The sequence below is a fragment of the Thalassobaculum salexigens DSM 19539 genome (assembly GCF_000423805.1).
Lineage (GTDB): Bacteria > Pseudomonadota > Alphaproteobacteria > Thalassobaculales > Thalassobaculaceae > Thalassobaculum > Thalassobaculum litoreum.
Genome location: NZ_KE384093.1, coordinates 938,784 through 955,730, shown reverse-complemented (window position 1 = coordinate 955,730; position 16,947 = coordinate 938,784). Strand labels below are relative to the sequence as shown.

The following is a 16,947-nucleotide window of genomic DNA, read 5'->3' as shown; positions in this document are numbered from 1 at the left end:
ATCCGCCGAGTGTGGCTCAGGCGGCGGTCACCCGATAGGCGCAACGCCGCCCGCCGGCGAGCACGTGGTCCACCCGCTCCACCACGGCGTCGCGGCCGAGCGCCTCGCGGAACACGCTGAGCTCGGAGCGGCACAGATTCTGGCAGGCGGCAGCGGCGGCGCAGATCGGGCAGTGGTTCTCGATCAGCAGCAGCGACCCGTCCTCCTCGCGCCGCCATTCGGCCATGTAGCCCTCGCGATCACGCAAATCGGCGAGACGGGCCACCCGCTGCTCCAGACTGCCGGCCCCGGCAGTGGCCTGCACGTAGATCTGGCGCTGCTCGGTCTCGCGCCGCGCGATCAGACGGTCGAGCCCTGCATCGCCAAACTCCTCTCGGATCGCGTCGAGCAGCGCGACAGAGAGGTCTGAGTGGCGGTCGGGAAATCTGGCATGACCGGTCGCGGTCAGGCGCCACAACCGTCTCGGGCGGCCCCGTCCGACGCGCTGGTCCTCAAAAGCGACCAGACCATCGGCGTCCAGTTTAACCAGAAGCTGCCGCACCGCCTCGCTGGTCACGCCGAACGCGGCGCTGAGGTCGGCGATGCTCTCCGGGCCCCGCGTCTTCAGGCGGAACAGGATGCGATCTACCGTCGTCTCGGACATCTCGTTCACTCGTTTAGCCAAGTTCACCCTTGTAAATAGCGACTCTGGTCGGAGATTTCCAGGCGGCGAAATTTTGTCGGCACGACAACCACAAATTAACCGGATGTTATTGAACTCGTGGAATTCTGCCTTAACCAAATTTCTCCAGCGGGGAGCCCGTATGAGCTGGAATTTCTGGGGTAAAAAGGCTCACAGAGCCTCATCGGCCGACCTGAAGGCGATCTATCAGGCGTTGAACATGTCCCAGGCGGTCATCCAGTTCGCGCCGGACGGCACCATCCTGGATGCAAACGAAAATTTCTGCTCGGCGATGGGCTATTCCATCGGAGAGCTCCGCGGCAAGCACCACCGGATCTTCGTCGACCGGGCCGAAGCCGAGAGTCCCCGGTACTCGGCCTTCTGGGACTCGCTGCGCAAGGGCCAGTTTCAGCAGGCCGAGTTCCGCCGCTTCGGCAAGTCCGGCGAGGAGGTCTGGATCCAGGCCACCTACAACCCGCTGCTGGACGGGTCGGGCAAGGTCTACCGGGTGATCAAGTTCGCCACCGACGTGACCGAGCGCAAGCTGAAGGATGCCGAAATTGCCGGCCAGCTGGCGGCGATCGGCAAGTCCCAGGCGACCATCGAATTCGACATGGATGGCACCATCCTCCATGCGAACGATCTGTTCCTGAACGCGATGGGCTACCGGCTCGACGAGATCGTGGGCAAGCACCACCGGATGTTCCTCGAGGACAGCTACGGCGAGAGCCCGGCCTACCAGTCCTTCTGGTCGGCCCTACGGCTCGGCGAATTCCAGCAGGCCGAGTTCAAGCGCTTCGGCAAGGGCGGGCGCGAGGTCTGGATCCAGGCGACCTACAACCCGATCCTCGACATGAACGGCAAGCCGTTCAAGGTCGTGAAGTTCGCCGTGGACATCACCGAAGCAGTGCGCGCCCGGCAGCAGAACGAAAAGCTCGCCGCCCTCGTTCTGGAGAACATGGAGAACATCGGCGACGCCGTTCAGGTCGCCAACGCGAAGTTCACCACCACGGCCGAGGCCTCGCACGAGGTATCCGCCACGGTGCAGCAGGTCGCCTCCGGCGCCGAGGAACTCGACAGCTCGGTACAGGAGATCGCCCGCAGCACCGCCATGTCCACCGAGCAGGTAGCCAGGGCGATCCAACAGACCGGCTCGGCCGACAGCGCCGTCTCCGACCTGGCGAAATCGGCGGACGCCATGGGCGGCATCATCGAACTGATCCAGGACATCGCCGCCCAGATCAACCTGCTCGCCCTGAACGCCACCATCGAGTCCGCCCGCGCCGGAGAAGCCGGCAAGGGCTTCGCCGTGGTCGCCGGCGAGGTGAAGTCGCTGGCCAGCCAGGTCGCCACCGCCACGGATCGGATCTCCACGGAGATCGACACCATGCAGTCCGTGTCGGACGCGGTGGTAAGGGCGCTGGCGGTCATCAAGACCTCGATCGCCGAGATCGAGTCCAGCGTGACCGGCGTCGGCGGTGCGGTCGAGGAACAGGCCGCCGTGACCCGGGAGATTTCCCAGAACATGCAGGCCACCTCCGAAGCGGTGAGCCAGATCGATAACGGCATCAACGAGATCCGCGCGTCGATCCAGATCGCGGATACCGCCTCGACGACCGTGCGCAACGAGATCAAGGAACTGAAGTCCAGGAAGGTGGCCTGATCCGGCGTCCGGCAGGCGTCCACGAAAAACACTTTCGCCGGTCCCGCCCCAGAATTATAACAAGCAAAACATTGCTATAATACGCTTGCTATAATCCTGGGGCGGGACGCATGACCGATCATTCGGACGACCGACTGTTGCGCTGGGGCGAGCTGCTGGGGCCGCGCTACCGGGTCGCCACAGTGATGATCGCCCTCGGCATCCTGCTCAATGCGGTCAATTTCTTCGTCTTCTCCTCCCTCGCGCCGAGCGTCGTGCGCGACATCGGCGGACTGGAGCTGCTGCCCTGGGCGACCACGCTCTACGTGGTCTGTTCCATCGTATCGACCGCCGCGGGCGGCCTGGTGCGCGCCCATATCGGCGCCCGGCGGGCCCTGACCATCTCGATCTTCGGCTTCGCCGCCGGCTCGACCGGGATCGGCCTGGCGCCGACCATGGAATGGCTGCTCGCCGCCCGTGCGCTGCAGGGGCTCGGCGCCGGGTTGCTGGTCGCCAATTCCCACGGGCTGATCCGCGACCTGTTCCCGGCCAAGAGCTGGGCCCGCCTGTTCGCCGCCATCTCCGGCGCCTGGGGCATCGCCGCGCTGTCCGGCCCGTTGATCGGCGGTATCTTCGCCGAGTTGCAGGACTGGCGCTGGGGCTTCTTCGCCATGGTGCCGGTCTGCGCGGTGTTTCTGGCGATGGTCCTGCGCACGGTCACCGACCGTCCGCATGAGGAACGCGCCGGGCTGGCTCCGGTCTTCCGTCTCGGCCTGATCGGCCTTGCCGCGCTGCTGGTCGGCGCCACCGGCAAGGGCGCCCACGCCCATGAGGAGATCGCGCTCGCCGTCTGCGCCCTGGTCGTGCTGATCACCGCCATCGTGTGGGAGCGGCGCTCGGCGACGCCGATCTTTCCGCGCGACATGTTCCGGCCGTCCACCCCGCTGGGCGCCGGTGTCAGCTACTTCTTTTTCGTCTCCCTCGGTACCGTGGCGACCGGGGTCTACGGCCCCTATTTCCTCCAACTCCTGCACGGCGTGCAGCCGCTGGTCGCCGGCTATACCGTCACGGTCCAGTCGCTCTGCTGGACGACGGCGGCCATCCTGTTCTCCGGCCTTGCAGGACGGCGGGCGCGGATCGCCATTGTCGCCGGGCCGATCCTGACCGCCGCCGGATGCCTCGGAACGCTGCTGTTCCTGCCTCAGGGGCCGCTGCCCCTTGCCATCGCCTCCATCGGCCTGCTCGGCTTCGGCATCGGCACCGCCTGGGGCCATGTGGCCAAACGGGTATTCGACGCCGCCGGCGAGGCCGACCGCGACCGGGTCGGCTCGGCCATGCCGACGATGCAGTCCCTGGGCCTCGCCTTCGGCGCCGCCGCGGTCGGCGTGGTCGGCGACCGGGTCGGGCTGTCCGGCACGCCGGACGCGCCGGTGATCGAGGCGGCGGCGCGCTGGACCTATCTCGCCTTGCTGCCGGCAATCGGATTGGCCATTCTCGGAGCGCTCGGTAACGCGCTGCGGACCATCCCGGAGCATCGCTGAGCGCCTTGGACCAAAAGCCTTCGCGCGCTGATGGCCCCACCCGCCTGATCATTCTTGCTACAATGACCAAGCCAAAAGCCTGGAGCCTTCCCCGGAGCCTCGAATGATCGCCCTCAGCGTCAACCTCAACAAGGTCGCCACCCTCCGCAACACGCGTCCGCATGACGACCCGTCCGTGGTGCGCGCCGCCCGCACGGTGCTGGATGCCGGTGCCGCCGGTGTGACCGTGCATCCGCGCCCGGACGCCCGCCACATTCGCGAACAGGACGTCCTCGACCTGGCGGATGTGATGAAGGAGGCGGCCTATGCCGGCCGCGAGTTCAACATCGAGGGCTATCCGGACGAGCGGTTCCTGGCGCTCATTCGCCGGGTGAAGCCGGATCAGGTGACGCTGGTGCCCGACGCCCCCGATCAGGCGACCTCCGACCATGGCTGGGACCTGCCGGCCCAGCACAATTTCCTCGCCCCGATCGTGGCCGATCTAAAGGACATGGGCTGCCGGGTCTCGCTGTTCGCCGATGCCGAGCCGGCGATCGCCGAGGCCATGGCCAAGACCGGGGCCGACCGGATCGAGATCTATACCGGCCCCTATTTCGAGACCTTCGGCACGCCGGAGAACGCGGCGATCCTGAAAGCGATCGTAGAGACCTCGGAAGCCGCGCGCGCGTTGGGGCTCGGCATCAATGCCGGCCACGACCTCACCCTGGAAAACCTGCCGACCCTGGCCCAGGCGGTGCCGTGGATCGACGAGGTCTCCATCGGCCACCACCTGATCGGCGAGGCGCTGTGGATGGGGCTGGACGGCGTCGTGAAGGCGTATAAGAACTGCCTCGCCGTTTGACGGGCCGGTTGTCGCGACCATCTTACCCTCCGATGGCCCATAGCAAACCGTCCCTGCCGACCAAGATCTGCGCCGCCTGCGGCCGCCCTTTCGCCTGGCGCCGTAAATGGGCCCGCGACTGGGAGCGGGTGCGCTATTGCTCGGACCGCTGCCGACGCACGCGCGGCCGGTTGCCCGAGCCGCCGCCCAGGCGGTAGCGTGGGCCACCAACCGGAGGGTTCCCCATGACCGACCGTCCCGCCCCGGACGCCGCGGCCGCGCTGCCGAAACTGTTCCAGCCGATCACCCTGCGCGGGGTGACGGCGCGCAACCGGGTCATGGTCTCGCCGATGTGCCAGTACCACTCGGTGAATGGATCGCCGACCGACTGGCACATGATGCATCTGGGCCGGCTCGCGGTCGGCGGAGCGGGCATCCTGTTCGGCGAGGAGACCGCCGTCGAGGCGCGTGGCCGCAAGACCCATGAGTGCGCCGGCCTATGGGACGACGCCCAGATCCCGCATTACGCCCGCCTGACCGAGTTCATCCGCCAGCAGGGCGCGGTGCCGGCGATCCAGATCGGCCATTGCGGGCGCAAGGCCGGCTGCCACGGTGCCGTGAAGGACTGGGCGCCGCTGACCGAGGCCGATGCCGCCGAGGGGCGTCCGCCGTGGCAGGGCCTGGCGCCGAGCCCGATCCCCTACGGCCCCGGATTCATGGCGCCGAAGGAGATGGACACCGACGACATCCGCGAGGTGATCGACGCCTTCGGCGAGGCGGCGCGGCGTGCGGTCGATGCCGGCTACGACATCATCGACGTGCATGGCGCCCACGGCTACCTGCTGCATCAGTTCCTGTCGCCGATCACCAACAGGCGCACCGACGGCTATGGGGGCGACCGGGCGGGGCGGATGCGCCTGCTGCTGGAAGTGACCGAGCGGGTGCGGGCGGTCTGGCCGAAGGACCGGCCGGTCTTCGTCCGCTTCTCCGTGGTCGACGGCAAGGGCGGGGTCTGGGGCCTGGAGGACAGTCTGGCGTTGGCCCAGGCGCTGAAGGAGCGCGACGTCGACGTGCTCGACATCTCGTCGGGCGGCATCGGCGGAGAGACCGACATGCCGGCCCTGCCGCGCACGCCGGGCTATCACGTCCCCTTCGCCGAGCGTATCCGCGCCGCCACCGGCCTGCCGGTGGTCGCCGTCGGTATGATCACCGACCCGCGCCATGCCGAGGATATTCTGGTCCGCGAGCGCGCCGACATCATCGCCATCGCCCGCGAGTTCATCTGGAACGCCGATTGGGCGGCCCACGCGGCCAAGGCGCTGGGCGTGCCCGGCGCCAACCGGCTGATGCCCGAGGAATACGCCCATCGCCTCGACCTGCGCGACCGGCAGCAGGCCATGGGCTTCAACCGGCCGGGGCCGGAGAGCGCGGCGGCCTTCGCCGTCCTGCTCGGCGAGGCGGGGGCCGCGGCGGCGCAATGAGCCGCTTTCTGGTCGGCCGCCTGCTGCAGACGATCCTCGTCCTGCTGCTTCTGTCGGCGGCGACCTACGGGCTGCTGGGGCTGATGCCGGGCGATCCGGTCGACCTCATGGCCGGTGCCGACCCGGACGTCACCCCCGCCGACATCGCCCGACTCAAGGCGCTCTATGGGGTCGACCGGCCGATCTGGGAGCGCTATCTGACCTGGCTGTCCTCGGCGCTGCAGGGCGATTTCGGCTATTCCCGCCTCTACGCCCGCCCGGTGCTGGACATCGTCGCCGACCGGCTGCCGACCACCATCCTGCTGATCGGCCTGTCGCTCGGCGTCGCCCTCACGATTGCCCTGCCGGCCGCCATCGTCGCGGCGCGCCGCCCGGGCGGGCTGGTGGACCGGACGATCAACCTGCTGTGCTTCGCCGGGGTGTCGGTGCCGCCGTTCTGGCTTGCCCTGCTGCTGATCATCCTGTTCGCGGTGACGCTGGGCTGGCTGCCGGCCGGCGGGATGTCCTCGTCCAGCGGCGACGGGGGCATCCTCGACCGCGCCCGCCACCTGATCCTGCCGGTGCTCACCCTGTCGGCGGCGACGGTGGCCGCCTATACCCGCCACCTGCGCTCGGCCCTGATCGAGGTGCTGGGCGAGGACTTCATCCGCACCGCCCGGGCCAAGGGCGTGCCGGAGCGCCGGGTGATGACCCGTCACGCGCTTCGCAATGCGTTGCTGCCGGTGGTCACGCTGATCGGCCTCGACCTCGGCTCGCTGGTGTCCGGCGCGCTGATCACCGAGACCATGTTCTCCCAGCTTGGCATGGGCAAGACGATTTACGACGCGGTGATGGGCAACGACTACAACCTCGCCCTGGTCGGGTTGCTGACCGCGGCGGCGGCGACCCTGATCGGCAATCTGGGCGCCGATATCGCCTATGCGAAGCTCGATCCCCGCATCGTCTACCGCGCGGAGCCGGGCGCATGAGACGGATGCTGCGCGATCCCCTGGCCCTGCTCGCCCTGCTGATTCTGGTCGCGCTGGCCCTGGCGGCGGTCTTCGCGCCGCTGATCGAGGCGGCCATGGGCCTGGATGCCGAGGCGGTCGACCTGTTCAACCGCCTCGCCCCACCCTCGCCGGCGCATCCGCTGGGCACCGACGAGCTCGGCCGCGACCTGCTGCTGCGCCTGCTGGAGGGCGGGCGGGTGTCCCTGTCCGTCGGCCTCTCTGCCGCCCTGGTGGCGTCGGCGATCGGCACGCTGATCGGGTTGGCAGCAGGCTATATCGGCGGTCGGCTGGACGCGGTGTTGATGCGGACCGCCGACGGGGTGATCGCCCTGCCGCTGCTGCCGCTGCTGATCGTCCTGGCCGCCGTCGACCTCTCCAAGCTCGGCCTGCCCGCCGACATGGCGCAGTCCGAGACCGCGTCGCTGGTGCGGCTGGTGGTGCTGGTCTCCCTGGTCGGCTGGCCGGTGACCGCCCGGCTGGTCCGCGCCTCGACCCTCAGCCTGCGCAAGCGGGAGTTCGTGGAGGCGGCGCGCGCGCTGGGCTTCTCGTCCTGGCGGATCGCCCTGCGTCACGTGCTGCCCAATGCGCTCGGCCCCATTCTGGTGGCGGCCACCCTGTCGGTCGGCAATGTGGTGCTGTTCGAGAGCGTGCTGTCCTTCCTCGGCCTCGGCGTGCGGCCGCCGACCCCGAGCTGGGGCAACATGCTGACCGGTGCGCAGGAACTGATCTGGGAGGCGCCGCGGCTGGCGATCTGGCCCGGCGTCCTGATCTTCGCCACGGTGGTCAGCGTCAATCTGCTGGGCGATGCGCTGCGCGACCGGCTCGATCCGAGGACAGCCCGGCGCCCGTCGGCGAGGGCCGCGGCGACACCCGAGCGTGTGCGTTGACGAATGCCGACCCGCTGACCACTCTGCAGGTATGATTCGCACCCTTACCCTGCTCGCCGTCTTCGTGCTGACCCTCGGCCTCGCCGCCTGCGAGGAGGAGCCGACGGCGACTGGCCCGCAGAACCACCGGGCCGGCCTTCCGCCGAAGGGGCCGGACTATACCGGCGATCTCTGCGCGGTGGTCCGCAACCGCGCACCGTTCACCATCACCGGTCGGATCGAACTGAAGAACAACAACCGCGCCACCTTCCGGCTGGCCCGCAACGAGACCACCAGGCTGTGCCTGAACGGGACGACCTTCGGGAACTACACGGTGACGCTGGTGGTGACCAACTTCGTCACCATGCCGATCTTCAGCTGCTACACCACGGTGGACGAGGCGATCGAGATCTTCGCCCGGCCGAACGGCGACGGGTTCACCTATTCCGCCACCTGCCGGTAGCGCGTCCCCAGTTACCCCTCCCGTCTCCCCGGCCCTGAGCCGGAGCCCAGGAAACGAGCCGCTGGAAAGTCAGACCAACTGGCGATAGCGCTCCAGCGCGCAGATGCCTGGATCCCGGCGCAAGGCCGGGAAGACGGGCTGCGGGAGCGTTTACGCCGCCTTGTCGCCGAGCACGGTCTCGACCAGTTCGGTCCAGTAGCTCGCTCCCCAGGTCAGGACCTCGTCGTTGAAGTCGTAGCCCGGGTTGTGCAGGCCCTCGCCCGGGCCGGCCGGACCGTTGCCGATCCAGACATAGGCGCCCGGCTTCTCCTGCAGCATGTAGGCGAAGTCCTCGCCGCCCATGCTCGGCAGCAGGTCGCCGACCACGTTGTCCGCGCCCATCAGGCCGGCGGCGACGTCAGCGGCCACAACGGACTCCGCCTCGCTGTTCACGGTCGCCGGATAGCCGTAGCGGAAGTTCAACTCGCCGCTGCCGCCATTGGCCGCCGGGATACCCTCGACGATCGCGCGCATCCGCTCCTCCGCCATCTTCATGACCTCCTCGGAATAGGTCCGCACGGTCCCGCGCAGCACAACCGAGGGCGGGATCACGTTGTAGGCGTCGCCGGCATGGATCTGGGTGACCGAGACCACGAGGCTGTCCACCGGATGGGTATTGCGGCTGGCGATCGACTGCAGCGCACCGACCACCTGGGAGGCCACGACGATCGGATCGACCGTCTGATGCGGCATGGCGGCATGGCCGCCCTTGCCGTGGATCGTGATGTCGAACACGCCGGTGCCCGCCATCATCGGCCCCGGCATCACCGCGAGCTTGCCGACTTCCAGACCCGGCCAGTTATGCATGCCCCACACACTCTCGACCGGGAAGTCCTTGAACAGGCCTTCCTCGATCATCACCCGGCCGCCGCCGCCGCCTTCTTCGGCCGGCTGGAAGATGAAATAGACGGTGCCGTCGAAGTTCCGGGTTTCCGACAGATACTTGGCGGCGCCGAGCAGCATGGTGGTGTGCCCGTCATGGCCGCAGGCGTGCATCTTGCCCTCGGTCTTCGACTTGTAGGGGATGTCGTTCGTCTCGTAGACCGGCAGCGCGTCCATGTCGGCGCGCAGGGCGATCGCCCGGCCGCTGTCGGTCTTGCCCATCAGCTTGCCGACCACACCGGTCTTCGCCAGGCCCCGATGCACCTCGACGCCGAACTCCTCCAGTTTCTTGGCGACGAAGTCGGAGGTCAGGACCTCCTCGAAGCACAGTTCCGGGTTCTCGTGCAGGTACCGGCGCCACTCGGTCATGTCGGCGTGGAAATCGGCGATTCGGTTGATGATGGGCATGGCTGCGCTCCGGATGTCGTTGCCGCCAGACTAGGCCTGCACGCTGCCGGTGTCATCCATGCTGCGAGGCAACAAAGTCATGCATTGCGCGAAAGGCTGGGGCGCGGATTCAGCGCACGACCGAAGCGCGAAATCGCCGTAAAGGGTGCACCGCACGCGGAATCCCGGACGTGCTCTAGGGGGCCGGGGAAAAGGCATCAGAACTGCGCGCTGCCGGCCGGCGAGAAGGGCTTCTCCGGTTTGTTAAAGGAGTTGCCTGTGTCCGTCGACACGACCTGGTGCGCCGCAGAAGCGGCCGCCAAGCTTTTGAGTGCCTTGCAAAACCTAATCCCGACATGTCCGAGAGACGGAGGCCAACCGCACCGGAACACGATGCGGACGATCACCCGCTGCGTCTCGGAAATGCTGACCGATGCCGGTCTCTGCAACGGTCCCAGCTGCCGGCTGGACTCTCCGTCGATCAGCCACGAACAGATCGCCGAGATCCTGCGGACCCTGCAGGTCGCCCTGGAGGACGAGTCGTCGACCTCCGACGCGGTGGCCGCCGGCATCCTGACCGATCTGCACGACCGGCTTGCAGTCCTTCAGGACGGCTGACCGGCGATCCGGTCGAGCCGTCCCGAAGGGCGACGTCACGGCGTCATGGTCGGGCCGAGAGCCGGCCGTTCGGTCGCGGCACCGGTCACCGCCACGCCGTTCTTCACCACCATGCGGTGGTTGGCCCGGCGCGCGACCTTGGTGATATCGGCCAGCGGGTCGCCGTCGACGATCAGCAGGTCGGCGGCCTTGCCGTCGGCGATGGTGCCGCGGTCCTCAAGACGCATCAGGTCGCAGCCGTTGCGGGTGGAGACGGTGATCGCGTCCATCGGGCTGATCCCGGTTTCCGCCACCATGTACTCCAGCTCCAGCGCGTTCTCGCCGTGCTTGTTGTACGGGGTGCCCGCGTCGGTCCCCATGGCGATCTTACCGCCGGCCTCGTAGAACTTCTTGATCGAGGCGACGTGGTGCACGACGACCCGCTCGCATTTCTCCACCGCATAGGCCGGCACGCCGTGGTCCTTGTTGGCCAGGATGTTCTTCACCGCCGCCAGGGTCGGGACGAGATAGGTGCCGTGGGACAGCATCTCCTCCACGCACTCGTCGGTCATGAAGATGCCGTGCTCGATCGAGTCCACACCGCCGCGCACCGCGTTGAGGATGCCCTCCGAGCCCTGGGCATGGCTGGCGCAGGTGCGGTGGAAACGATGGCCTTCGGAGATGCCGGCCTTCATCTCCTCGGCCGTGTAGTGGGCGTCCTCCGGATTCACGCCCGGGGTCATCACGCCGCCGGTGGCCATGATCTTGATCAGGTCGGAGCCGGCATGGATCTGCTCGCGCACCGCCTTGATCACCTCATCGACGCCGTCGGCGATTCGGCCGTTGCGGTGGCCGTGGCCGCCGGTCATGCACACGACCTTGCCGGAGGCGCGGATGGTCGGGCCGAGCTGCCGGCCGGTGTTGCACGCGTCACGGACGGCGAATTCCAGATAGTCCTTGCCGCCGCAGTCGCGCACCGCGGTGATGCCGCCGCGCAGGGAGGTCTGGGCATTGTCCAGCGCCTTCATGGTGAGCTGGCTCTCGCGCAGGGCGATCATCGAGGCCCACGGATTGCCCTCGGCGCCGTAGCAGAGATGGACGTGGCAGTCGACGAGGCCCGGGAGCAGCGTGCCGCCGGAGGTGTCGACCCGGTCGCCCGAGAAGCCGGCGAACTCGGCGAGCGGGGCGAACCGCGTGATCTTCGCCCCCTCGACCAGTACGCCGTGGTCGTCGTGGACATTGCCGGCGCCGTCGATGACGCGTCCGCCGGAGTACAAGGTGGCCATTCAGGGCTCTCCTGTTGATGGGTTGCTGCCCCCGCTTATCCGATCGCCGCAGGCCACCACAAGCCCGCACGTCCGCTTCGATCGGCGGCCGCAGACAAGCGCGTGGCTCTGGCGACGATATTCGTCTAACGTCTATACACAGTGAGCGGGCGATCTCTCGCCTTCCTCAATCTGCACCGGTCCGCGGAGCCTCACTGTGAGCAATGACACACCTGCTTCCACCGGGATGGCTTCGAAGGCGGTCGACTGGACGCTGGCGACCGTCGCCGCGATCGGAAGCTTCATCCTGATGCTGAAGCTCGGCGCGTTCCACGCAACGCCGCCGGAGTCCCTCGACGGGGCCTGGCAGGCGGCGCTTCAGTTCGCCTGGCTGCACGATCTTCAGGTCGGCCGGGACATCGTCTTCCCGCACGGCCCCTACGGCGCCTTCTACGCTCAGCTCTACCATCCCGATCTCGTCGGCCTGTGGTACGCGATACGCCTGTCCCATGCGGTGGTCCTGGCGGTGGCCCTGGTCTGGACGCTGCGGGTGGTCGCCGGCCCCGGTCTGGGATGGCGGGTCCTGGCCTGCGGCCTCGCCCTGCTGGCGGCCGCCGCCCTGGTGCCCGGTCCCGACGGGATCTGGATGCTGGCCTCCTTCCTGCTGATCGGCCTCGCCGTGGACGACCGCAGGGCGCCGCCGCTGCTGATCGTGCTCCTGGTGGCGGCGATCGCGCTCGCCACCCTGGCCAAGTTCTCCTTCCTGGTGATGGGGGTGACCGCCCTGATCGCCTGGACCGTCGCCGCCGCCTTCCGCCGCGACCCCATGGCGCTGCTGGCCATCCCGCTCTATGTCGCCGCGATCGTGCTGCTGTGGATCGGTGCCGGCCAGGAACTGTCCGGATTCGCCGACTGGGTGCGCGTGTCGTTCGAGGTCGGCAGCGGCTACGCGGCCGCCATGTCCCTGACCAGCAACCGATATGACCTCGCGGTCTACGGCGCGCTCGTCGTGCTCCTGCTGCTGGGGGTCTGGGTCGGGTTCCGGACCCAGTCCGCCTTGGCGGTGAAGGCCATCGTCGTGCTGGGCTGGCTAGCGCTGTTCATGTTCGTGGCCAAGGCCGGCTTCGTGCGCCATGACGGCCACGCGGTCTTCCCCTTCGAGATGGCCGTGGTCGCCGCCGCCCTCGTCGTTGCGCATGGCCTGCCGCCGCATCGCGGCACCGGGCAGCTCTTCGCCCTGCAGACGCTGGTCCTGGTCGGCGCCGTCGGCTGGCTGTCGGTCGCACATACGCGCCTGACGCCCAGCGAGCACACGATCGACCGGCAGATCGCCAGTCGCGTCGTCCATGCGCCGGCGCTGCTGCTGGGGATCGCCAACGATCTGCTGTCGCAGCAGGGCAAGGCGGCGCACTACCGTGACTACGCCGACAAGTCGCGCGCGCTTCTGGGCGGCCCGCATCCCCGGATCGCGTCGGCCGCCTCGGTCGATGTCTATTCCTACATGATCGCTCCGCCGATCCTGGCCGGCCTGCCGTACCACCCCCGGCCGGTGATCCAGTCCTACCAGTCCTATATGCCGGCGCTGGCCGACCGGGACGTGAAGGAGGTCCGCCGCACGGGCGCGGAGGTCTATGTCCTGCAGGTCGGCAGCATCGACAACCGCCCGCCCCTCGCCGATGGCGGCCATCTCTGGCCGGAGTTCCTGTCGCTCTACAACCCGGTGGACCAGGTCCCCCTCGGCCTCGTGATCGAGCGCCGGGCCGAGCCGCTGACGCTCGAGACCCGCAAGCTGGTTGACGGCAAGAACCGCTACAACAGCTGGATCGAGCTGCCCGCTCCCGCTCCGGGCACCATCCTTCAGGTCAAGGGCGGGATCCGTCCGACCCTGCTCGGCCGCGCCTTCGGGCTCGCGTTCAAGCCGCCGCAGCTCACCATCACCCTGCGCCGGGCCGATGGTAGCGAGCAGATCCACCGGCTGGTGCCCGGCCAGCTCGGCGCCGGCTTCCCGGTTTCGCCGCTCATGACCACACCGCAGGAGGTCCGCGCCCTGTTCGAGGGTGAGGCCGCCGGCGCGCCGGTCACCGCCTTCCGGATCAACGCCGGCCGGCTTCAACAGGCGTTCTGGGGCAGTGCGTTCCCGCTAACCGTCACCGAGATCCACCGGCCGGGCCAGGGCTGACAACCGGCCGTCGATCTCTGCCGCGTCCGGCAGAGCCGCCGCCGCGCCCGGCCGGGTGCAGGTGAGACCGGCCGCGACCGAGGCCCTGTGCAGGGCATCCGGCAGCCCCATCCCGACATCGAGCGAAGCCGCCAGGACGCCGACGAACGCGTCGCCGGCGCCGACGGTATCGACCGCCTGTACCGCCAGCGTGCCCACCCGGCAGCCCCGGCCGTCCGGCGTCACCGCGAGGGCGCCGTCGCCCCCCAGGGTGACGACGCAGGTCAGGCCATGGGCCGCGGCGAGGCCGCGCGCGGTCTCCAGGGGCGGCGCAGCACTCCCGGCCAGCACGGCCGCCTCGCCCTCGTTGAGGACAAGCACATCGAGATCGGCCAGCACCTCCGGCGGCAGCGGCCGGGCCGGCGCCAGGTTGAGGATCGTGCGCGCACCCGCCCGGCGGGCCGCCGCCAGCGCCGCCGCCGTGGCCTCGGGCGGGATCTCCATCTGGCAGACCAGCGTGTCGCCGGGGCCGAGGGCGGCGCTCTCCAGCATCGAGGCCGCCACCGCCATGTTGGCGCCGCTGCCGACGACGATCTGGTTCTCGCCCGAGCGCTCGACCATGACCACCGCCGTCCCCGTGGCGCCCGCTACCTCGCGCACGCCGGAGACGTCGCAGCCGGCCGCCGTCAGGGACGCCAGAACCGGGGCGCCCAGCCCGTCCTCTCCGACACAACCGACGAACCGCGTCGACGCGCCTGCCTTGGCCGCGGCGGTGGCCTGGTTCGCGCCCTTGCCGCCGGGAAGCTGAACGATCTCCCGGGTCAGCACGGTCTCGCCGGGGGCAGGCAGCCGGTCGAGATTGAACAGCAGGTCGACGTTGAGGGAGCCGAAGACGGTGATCATGTCCGAGCCTTGTGCGGGTTCGTTGCTGTGCCATGGTGGCACCGGCCCGCAGACGGTGGCCAGTCCGCCGGTCCCGCGCAAAAGAAAACGGCGCCCGAAGGCGCCGTCGTTGTCAGGCCAGCCCTTCCGGCCTTGCCGGTGGCGTCAGCATCGGGCCGTCAGGGATGCGGCCTTCCTCGATGCCGTGGCAGGCGACGATGGCGCCGTCGCTCAGTGGACGCGGCATGGGAATCTCCGCGCGGCAGCGCTCGTTGGCGAAGGGACAGCGCGGATGGAACGTGCAGCCCGGCGGCGGGGTGATCGGGTTCGGCACCTCGCCGGCCACCGGCGTCCGCTCGCGCCCGCTCATGTCCAGGTCCGGAATCGTGTCCAGCAGCAGCCGCGTATACGGGTGGCGCGGCGTGCTGAACAGTGTCTTCGCCGGCGCCACCTCGACCAGCTTGCCGAGATACATCACGCCGACGCGGTCGCTGATGTGATAGACCACCGCCAGGTTGTGGCTGATGAACAGATAGGTCAGCCCGAACTCGCGCTGCAGGTCCTTCATCAGGTTCAGGATCTGCGCCTGCACCGAGACGTCCAGCGCCGAGGTCGGCTCGTCGCAGACCAGGAACTCGGGCTCCGAAGCGAGCGCGCGGGCGATGGAGATGCGCTGGCGCTGGCCGCCGGAGAACTCGTGCGGGTACTTCTCGCCGTCGCGGGCGTTCAGCTTCACCGTTTCCAGGAGATCGCCGACCCGGGCGTCGATCGCCGCCTGTCCCTTGGCCAGATCGAAGGCGCGGATCGGCTCGGCAATGATGTCACGCACCCGCCAGCGCGGATTCAGGCTGGCATAGGGGTCCTGGAAGATCATCTGCAGCCGGCGACGCATCGGCGCCATCTGCTGCCGGCTCAGGCCGGCGATGTCCCGGCCCTCCAACTCGATGGAGCCTTCGGTCGGGCCGTAAAGACCGACGATCAGCCGCGCCACCGTGGACTTGCCGCAGCCGGACTCTCCCACGAGGCCGAAGGTCTCGCCCTGGCCGATCTCGAAATCGATTCCGTCCACTGCCCGCAGGATCTGCTTGGGCTGGCGCTCGATCATCCGGTTCAGCCAGGGGGCGGACACGTCGAAATACCGCTTCAGCCCCTGCACCTTGAGCATGGCGACCTCGTGGCCGCCGGCATCGCGGATCTTCGCCCGGGCCTCGCGCTTCTTGGCGACTGCTTCAGCCATTGTTTCTCTCCAGCACCGCGTCCGCCTTGGTCTCGGCCACCAGTTTCTTCGAGGCTTCCTTGTTGCGCCCGTCCTCGCCGTCATAGAGCCAGCAGGCGGTCCAGCTGTCCTCGATCGGCAGCAGGTCCGGCCGCACGGTGCGGCACTTGTCGAAGGCGTGCGGACAGCGCGGGTTGAAGGCGCAGCCGGTCGGGATGTCGGTCAGCCGCGGCATCGAGCCGGGGATCTGCTCCAGGCGTTCGCTGTCGTGGCCGATCGACGGGATCGAGCCCATCAGGCCGTGGGTATAGGGATGCTTGGCGTTCTTGATCACCTCGCGGACAGGGCCGATCTCGGCGATCCGGCCGGCATACATCACCGCCACCCGGTCGGCGGTCTCGGCGATCACGCCCATGTCGTGGGTGACCAGCATCACCGCCGTGCCGTGCTCGCGGCACAGACGTTTCAGCAGTGCGATGATCTGCGCCTGGATCGACACGTCGAGCGCGGTGGTCGGCTCGTCGGCGATGATCAGCCGCGGGTTCACGCAGAGCGCCAAGGCGATCACCACGCGCTGGCGCATGCCGCCGGAGAACTGGTGCGGATACTGGTCGACCCGGCGCTCCGGTGCCGGGATGCCGACCTCGGTCAGCAGCTCGATCGCCCGGGCCCGCGCCTGGGTCGGCGACAGGTCGGTGTGGGTCTGGATCGTCTCCACCAGCTGTCGGCCGACCGAATAGAGCGGGTTCAGGCTGGTCAGCGGATCCTGGAAGATCGCGCCGATCCGCTTGCCGCGGATCCGCCGCATCTTCTCGTAGGGCAGATTGTCGATCCGCTCGCCCTCGAGCAGGATCCGGCCGCTGGCGACCCGGCCCGGGGGCTCCAGCAGGCCGATGATCGCAGCCCCGGTCATGGACTTGCCGGCGCCGGACTCACCGACCACGCCCAGCACCTCGCCCTCGTCGATGTGCAGCGAGATGTCGTTGACGGCGGTGAGCGTGCCCCGGCGGGTGGGGAACTCTACGACGAGGTTTTCGACTTCAAGCAGAGGCATCGGA

At 68.7% G+C, this 16,947-nt stretch carries 16 protein-coding genes; 10 read left to right on the top strand and 6 right to left on the bottom strand.

Annotated features, from left to right (window positions below; translation table 11 throughout):
• Positions 1-16 precede the first annotated feature (16 nt).
• A complete protein-coding gene (locus tag G578_RS0108785; RefSeq protein ID WP_028793912.1) occupies positions 17-643 on the bottom strand; it encodes a helix-turn-helix transcriptional regulator in 627 nt (208 codons plus the stop codon).
• Between the two features lie 160 nt (positions 644-803).
• Between G578_RS0108785 and G578_RS25490 the strand changes: the two genes are divergently transcribed.
• The 8 genes from G578_RS25490 (at position 804) to G578_RS0108750 (ending at position 8,463) form a co-directional block, all read left to right on the top strand.
• The gene (locus G578_RS25490; protein ID WP_051244380.1) at positions 804-2,324 is read left to right on the top strand and encodes a methyl-accepting chemotaxis protein; all 1,521 of its coding nucleotides are present in this window, start codon (positions 804-806) and stop codon (positions 2,322-2,324) included.
• Positions 2,325-2,434: 110 nt separating this feature from the next.
• Positions 2,435-3,844 carry an MFS transporter gene (locus tag G578_RS0108775; protein ID WP_028793911.1) on the top strand — a complete coding sequence of 470 codons (1,410 nt, stop codon included), beginning with the start codon at positions 2,435-2,437 and terminating at the stop codon, positions 3,842-3,844.
• Positions 3,845-3,947: 103 nt separating this feature from the next.
• Entirely contained in the window at positions 3,948-4,685 is a 738-nt protein-coding gene (locus G578_RS0108770) for a pyridoxine 5'-phosphate synthase (protein ID WP_028793910.1), read from the top strand.
• Positions 4,686-4,717: 32 nt separating this feature from the next.
• A complete protein-coding gene (locus tag G578_RS29035; protein WP_084618775.1) occupies positions 4,718-4,882 on the top strand; it encodes a DUF2256 domain-containing protein in 165 nt (54 codons plus the stop codon).
• A gap of 27 nt (positions 4,883-4,909) precedes the next feature.
• Positions 4,910-6,145, top strand: a complete 1,236-nt coding sequence (locus G578_RS25485) for an NADH:flavin oxidoreductase/NADH oxidase (RefSeq protein ID WP_084618774.1) — start codon at positions 4,910-4,912, stop codon at positions 6,143-6,145.
• A complete protein-coding gene (locus G578_RS0108760) occupies positions 6,142-7,113 on the top strand; it encodes an ABC transporter permease (RefSeq protein WP_028793909.1) in 972 nt (323 codons plus the stop codon). Before G578_RS25485 ends, G578_RS0108760 begins: the two co-directional genes overlap by 4 nt.
• A complete protein-coding gene (locus G578_RS25480) occupies positions 7,110-8,021 on the top strand; it encodes an ABC transporter permease (RefSeq protein ID WP_245565581.1) in 912 nt (303 codons plus the stop codon). Before G578_RS0108760 ends, G578_RS25480 begins: the two co-directional genes overlap by 4 nt.
• A gap of 31 nt (positions 8,022-8,052) precedes the next feature.
• Positions 8,053-8,463 carry a hypothetical protein gene (locus tag G578_RS0108750; RefSeq protein ID WP_028793908.1) on the top strand — a complete coding sequence of 137 codons (411 nt, stop codon included), beginning with the start codon at positions 8,053-8,055 and terminating at the stop codon, positions 8,461-8,463.
• A gap of 150 nt (positions 8,464-8,613) precedes the next feature.
• Here the strand turns inward: G578_RS0108750 and G578_RS0108745 are convergent, their stop codons facing one another.
• Positions 8,614-9,792: a M20 aminoacylase family protein gene (locus tag G578_RS0108745; RefSeq protein WP_028793907.1), complete on the bottom strand. Its 1,179-nt coding sequence runs from the start codon at positions 9,790-9,792 to the stop codon at positions 8,614-8,616.
• Between the two features lie 372 nt (positions 9,793-10,164).
• Here G578_RS0108745 and G578_RS0108740 point away from each other — a divergent pair, with 372 nt between their 5' ends.
• On the top strand, positions 10,165-10,389 hold the full coding sequence (locus G578_RS0108740) for a hypothetical protein (protein ID WP_028793906.1): 225 nt from the start codon (positions 10,165-10,167) through the stop codon (positions 10,387-10,389).
• A gap of 35 nt (positions 10,390-10,424) precedes the next feature.
• On the opposite strand, the gene G578_RS0108735 is transcribed toward G578_RS0108740, so the two are convergent.
• Positions 10,425-11,654 carry a metal-dependent hydrolase family protein gene (locus G578_RS0108735; protein ID WP_028793905.1) on the bottom strand — a complete coding sequence of 410 codons (1,230 nt, stop codon included), beginning with the start codon at positions 11,652-11,654 and terminating at the stop codon, positions 10,425-10,427.
• 196 nt (positions 11,655-11,850) lie between these two features.
• Between G578_RS0108735 and G578_RS0108730 the strand changes: the two genes are divergently transcribed.
• Positions 11,851-13,812: a hypothetical protein gene (locus G578_RS0108730; RefSeq protein ID WP_156907240.1), complete on the top strand. Its 1,962-nt coding sequence runs from the start codon at positions 11,851-11,853 to the stop codon at positions 13,810-13,812.
• On the opposite strand, the gene G578_RS25475 is transcribed toward G578_RS0108730, so the two are convergent.
• The 3 genes from G578_RS25475 to G578_RS25470 form a co-directional block, all read right to left on the bottom strand.
• A complete protein-coding gene (locus G578_RS25475) occupies positions 13,774-14,694 on the bottom strand; it encodes a ribokinase (protein WP_038013931.1) in 921 nt (306 codons plus the stop codon). The two genes, G578_RS0108730 and G578_RS25475, sit on opposite strands and share 39 nt — an antisense overlap.
• Positions 14,695-14,806: 112 nt before the next feature.
• Positions 14,807-15,910: an ABC transporter ATP-binding protein gene (locus G578_RS0108720; protein ID WP_028793903.1), complete on the bottom strand. Its 1,104-nt coding sequence runs from the start codon at positions 15,908-15,910 to the stop codon at positions 14,807-14,809.
• Positions 15,903-16,943: an ABC transporter ATP-binding protein gene (locus G578_RS25470; RefSeq protein WP_038013929.1), complete on the bottom strand. Its 1,041-nt coding sequence runs from the start codon at positions 16,941-16,943 to the stop codon at positions 15,903-15,905. The genes G578_RS0108720 and G578_RS25470 overlap by 8 nt, the downstream gene beginning before the upstream one ends.
• Positions 16,944-16,947: the final 4 nt, after the last annotated feature.

Excerpts from the sequence above, each read along its gene's own strand:
- G578_RS0108750 (WP_028793908.1), top strand. The coding sequence starts at position 8,053 with ATGATTCGCACCCTTACCCTGCTCGCCGTCTTCGTGCTGACCCTCGGC.
- G578_RS0108740 (WP_028793906.1), top strand. The coding sequence starts at position 10,165 with ATGCGGACGATCACCCGCTGCGTCTCGGAAATGCTGACCGATGCCGGT.
- G578_RS0108775 (WP_028793911.1), top strand. The coding sequence starts at position 2,435 with ATGACCGATCATTCGGACGACCGACTGTTGCGCTGGGGCGAGCTGCTG.
- G578_RS25490 (WP_051244380.1), top strand. The coding sequence starts at position 804 with ATGAGCTGGAATTTCTGGGGTAAAAAGGCTCACAGAGCCTCATCGGCC.
- G578_RS25470 (WP_038013929.1), bottom strand. The coding sequence starts at position 16,943 with ATGCCTCTGCTTGAAGTCGAAAACCTCGTCGTAGAGTTCCCCACCCGC.
- G578_RS0108735 (WP_028793905.1), bottom strand. The coding sequence starts at position 11,654 with ATGGCCACCTTGTACTCCGGCGGACGCGTCATCGACGGCGCCGGCAAT.
- G578_RS25480 (WP_245565581.1), top strand. The coding sequence starts at position 7,110 with ATGAGACGGATGCTGCGCGATCCCCTGGCCCTGCTCGCCCTGCTGATT.
- G578_RS25485 (WP_084618774.1), top strand. The coding sequence starts at position 4,910 with ATGACCGACCGTCCCGCCCCGGACGCCGCGGCCGCGCTGCCGAAACTG.
- G578_RS0108720 (WP_028793903.1), bottom strand. The coding sequence starts at position 15,910 with ATGGCTGAAGCAGTCGCCAAGAAGCGCGAGGCCCGGGCGAAGATCCGC.
- G578_RS29035 (WP_084618775.1), top strand. The coding sequence starts at position 4,718 with ATGGCCCATAGCAAACCGTCCCTGCCGACCAAGATCTGCGCCGCCTGC.
- G578_RS0108760 (WP_028793909.1), top strand. The coding sequence starts at position 6,142 with ATGAGCCGCTTTCTGGTCGGCCGCCTGCTGCAGACGATCCTCGTCCTG.
- G578_RS0108785 (WP_028793912.1), bottom strand. The coding sequence starts at position 643 with ATGTCCGAGACGACGGTAGATCGCATCCTGTTCCGCCTGAAGACGCGG.
- G578_RS0108745 (WP_028793907.1), bottom strand. The coding sequence starts at position 9,792 with ATGCCCATCATCAACCGAATCGCCGATTTCCACGCCGACATGACCGAG.
- G578_RS0108770 (WP_028793910.1), top strand. The coding sequence starts at position 3,948 with ATGATCGCCCTCAGCGTCAACCTCAACAAGGTCGCCACCCTCCGCAAC.
- G578_RS25475 (WP_038013931.1), bottom strand. The coding sequence starts at position 14,694 with ATGATCACCGTCTTCGGCTCCCTCAACGTCGACCTGCTGTTCAATCTC.